The 3394-nt window shown below is 52.7% G+C and carries 4 protein-coding genes; all 4 read right to left on the bottom strand.

From position 1 onward, the window contains the following. Positions 1-24 precede the first annotated feature (24 nt). On the bottom strand, positions 25-546 hold the full coding sequence (locus A918_RS0116390; protein ID WP_028233906.1) for a DUF4142 domain-containing protein: 522 nt from the start codon (positions 544-546) through the stop codon (positions 25-27). 82 nt (positions 547-628) lie between these two features. Then, entirely contained in the window at positions 629-1324 is a 696-nt protein-coding gene (locus tag A918_RS0116385; RefSeq protein WP_022712101.1) for an RNA polymerase sigma factor, read from the bottom strand. Between the two features lie 85 nt (positions 1325-1409). Then, the gene (locus tag A918_RS0116380; RefSeq protein ID WP_022712100.1) at positions 1410-2738 is read right to left on the bottom strand and encodes a HAMP domain-containing sensor histidine kinase; all 1329 of its coding nucleotides are present in this window, start codon (positions 2736-2738) and stop codon (positions 1410-1412) included. After that, positions 2735-3394 (bottom strand): response regulator transcription factor (locus tag A918_RS0116375; protein WP_022712099.1); only part of this gene is annotated, 660 nt, incomplete at its 5' end. The genes A918_RS0116375 and A918_RS0116380, both read right to left, overlap by 4 nt.

Here is a 3394-nt window from a genome sequence, read left to right as displayed (position 1 = left end):
GCGGTCGGTTGAGAAGGAGCGCGGTCATTTCAGGCTGGCCGCAACATGTTCGGCATGCTGTTCATGGCCTTGAAACAGCTTCAAACCGGTTTCCAGCAGGCCTTTCAGCTCTGCATTCTGAGCAGAAGGGATCAGCAGCGTTTCCAGTGCGCCATTCACCTGCTTGTGATAGGCGACTTCATTATCGATATAAGCCTTGTCGAAGTCAGCTCCCTGAAGCTTATCTAGTTTGGCGCGTTCTTCTTCACCCGCTTTGGCAAGTGACTGGCTGGTGGCATTATCTTCCGGCGTTACATTGAGTTTTTTGACAAGCGCCAGAGCCATTTCATTGACGGCTGCATGGTCTTTCTGCATCGATTCCGCGAAGGCTTTAACCTCGGGATTCGTCGTTTTTGACAGTGCAAGCTTGGCCGCTTCAATATCGATGGCACCGGCACTATAGGCGATATGAGCGATCTGAGGGTCAGTCGGTTTGTCAGCTGCCATCGCCAATGAGCTGGTGAATGCAAGGGCGGCAGTGCCGAGTACAGCGATCAGAGTTTTCATCGGACTCTCCTTGGCGCCGTTTTGTTCAGCGCCTGTTTCGGTTGACACTACATTTGATGTCAGCCCGCCGGAGAGGTTCCCGTTATTTTTCGAGACCCAGTTTCCTAATCACGGCTTCAGTCAGCCGGGCGCAGCGCATACCGGCAAATGGAAAGGCGTTGATCAATATCGGCCCGATCTGTTCTTCAAGCTGTGTGCGGATGAGTTTTCTGGCGCGATGCAGGCGGGTCTTGACCGTAGCGACCGGAATATTGAGCGCAGCGGCAGTTTCCTCAGCACTCAACCCTTCAATCACACGGGCGACGAAGACAAGGCGGAAGCTTTCAGGAAGCGCATCAGTGGCTTCCTCTACGAGAGTGAGAAGCTGGCGCTGCGCCATGATACGCTCCGGATCGGCAGTGGTGGAATGGGAAAGCGGAAAGGGAATAATCTCTGCATCCATGTGTCCCGCTGTTGGAGCTGGCACAGTGACTGCTGTGCGCTTCAAGCGCTTTTGTGCCCGAAGTCGCATCAGTGCCGCGTTGAGCGCGATACGCGACAACCATGTCGAGAGCGAAGCACTGCCTTCAAATGTATCAAGATGGGTAAAGGCGTTCAGGTAGGCTTCTTGAAGCACATCTTCGGCATCTGCATTATTGCGCAACACCGCACGCACGAGCCGGTAGAGGCGTTGGTTATGCGTCTTGATGATCTGACGGACGGCTTCCGTTTCTCCGGCGGCAGCGCGGGAGACGAGAGCCGCTTCTTGCAGTTCAGCGGCGGGCAGCAAAACGGACATGAATTTTCTCCTCTCAGAGACTATTAGATGCCGGTTGTTCCATAAGGTTCCGCAGTTTTTACAAATTTAAACGTCATTCAGCTTGTCAGAAGCTGAGTATAGCCTCAAAGCCGTTTTTCTGCCCGCTTGGCGGGGAGGAAAATTGCAGGCGGGCGTGCATCTGACCGGCAATTTCAGTGGCAATGGGAATACCAAGTCCTGAACCCGGTGCTGCAGTTGTGCCACGGCCAAATCTTTTCTGAACACGCAGTAATTCTTCCGCAGTAAGGTTCTTGCCGCTATTTATAATGCGGATCGTACCGTTTTTATCGGCCTGAATGATAACCGGCTCATTCTGCGCACCATGAAGCAATGCATTTTCAAGCAGGTTCCTTATGACAATAGCAAAGGCGTCTTCATTGACCGGCTTCATCAGACTGGCCTCAGAGTGGCGCTGATAAATAATCCGGTCATTGGAAGCCATTTTACGCTGAAATTCCTCCACCAGAAGATTAAGGACGCTCAGGAGATTCACCGGCTTATCCGCAAGCGCTATATTGGCTTCTGCACGTGCCAGCTGCATCAGTTTTTCAACCAGTCGTTTCAGTTTTTGCAGCGATGCTTCGATCTGTTCGACCCGCGCTTTGCCCGATGCGCTTTTCACTTCTGTCATCAGCAATTGCGTATGTGCCAATGCACCGGCAATCGGCGTGCGTAATTCATGGGCACTGTTTGCGGTGAATGCCCGCTCTGCTTCAAGAGCGGATTGCACGCGTCCCATCAAAATATTGACCGAATGCACGATCGGCTGAAGCTCGATCGTCAGTCCTTCAGCTTTTATCGGTGTCAGATCTCCGCTGTCTTTCTCGGATATTGCCTGCCGCAAATCGCCGATAGGATTAACCGAACGCCGCGCAACAAGGCGGATAATATAGAGGCTGAGCGGCACAAGCACGAGGATCGGCAGTAACAGGGCAAGCGCACCTTCATTGATGGCTTCGCGCCTGTTTTTCATCTGATCCGCGACCTGAACAAAGATCGTATTATCGGCTGCGGCGACAGTATAATAGCGCGCAGTATCATCCTCCCAAAAACCCTCAGCTAATGGCGCAGGGAAGGCACCGTCGATAATATCCGATGAGTGAACAAGGATTTTGCCACTGGCATCTCTGGCCTGATAGGTCAGATATTGGCGGGATGAGGATTGAGCGCCGTTGTCCAGCGACAGAGCTGCACCGGATTGGTCACGATGCATAATGTCGTCGACGATGAGCGGTGTCAGCCGTTCGGTGGTTTCCTGCAAGGCACTGTCAAAAATCTCTGCAAATTCGTCCCGCATCACCAATATGCCACCGACAGCGGCGACGACCCAAAATGTCACCACAGCTGCAGTCACAGAAAACATGAGGCGTCCGATGAGGCTGGGAGACTTCATGTTCTGTCCTCAACTTTGTAACCCACACCACGCACCGTACTTATCCGGTCATGACCGAGCTTTTTACGCAGGCGGCTGATATAGACTTCGACTGTATTGCTCTCAATTTCCGAGCCGAATGCATAAAGCGCTTCTTCAATCTGTGCTTTGGAAACAATAGCACCGGAGCGGTGGAGCAGACATTCCAGCACCGCCCATTCGCGTCCCGAGAGGATAATCTCGCCCTGCGGTGAAAGGATATTACGCTCGGAGATTTTGATTTCGAGATCACCGACATGCAATACCGACACGCTGTTGCCGCCATATCTGCGTGACACGGCCAGCATACGTGCGGTCAGCTCATCAAGATTGAACGGTTTAACCAGATAATCATCCGCGCCTGCATTCAGCCCTTCAATACGGTCTGATATCTGGTCATGCGCGGTTAATATAATAACCGGTACCGGATTATTGGCACTCCGCAAATCTTTGAGGATAGTGAGGCCGCTGCCGTCAGGGAGGCGCAGATCAAGCAGGATCAGGCCATAAGCAACGCTTGTCGCAGCCAGTGCCGCATCTTCAGCCGTCTGCATCCAGTCAACTGCATGACCGCTTGCCAGAACATGATCGCGCACGGCCTGACCAAGTGTATCATCATCTTCAACAAGAAGAACTCT

The organism is Pseudochrobactrum sp. AO18b (genome assembly GCF_000409565.1).
Lineage (GTDB): Bacteria > Pseudomonadota > Alphaproteobacteria > Rhizobiales > Rhizobiaceae > Pseudochrobactrum > Pseudochrobactrum saccharolyticum.
This window is presented reverse-complemented; position numbering and strand designations above follow the sequence as displayed.

Excerpts from the sequence above, each read along its gene's own strand:
- A918_RS0116390 (WP_028233906.1), bottom strand. The coding sequence starts at position 546 with ATGAAAACTCTGATCGCTGTACTCGGCACTGCCGCCCTTGCATTCACC.
- A918_RS0116385 (WP_022712101.1), bottom strand. The coding sequence starts at position 1,324 with ATGTCCGTTTTGCTGCCCGCCGCTGAACTGCAAGAAGCGGCTCTCGTC.
- A918_RS0116380 (WP_022712100.1), bottom strand. The coding sequence starts at position 2,738 with ATGAAGTCTCCCAGCCTCATCGGACGCCTCATGTTTTCTGTGACTGCA.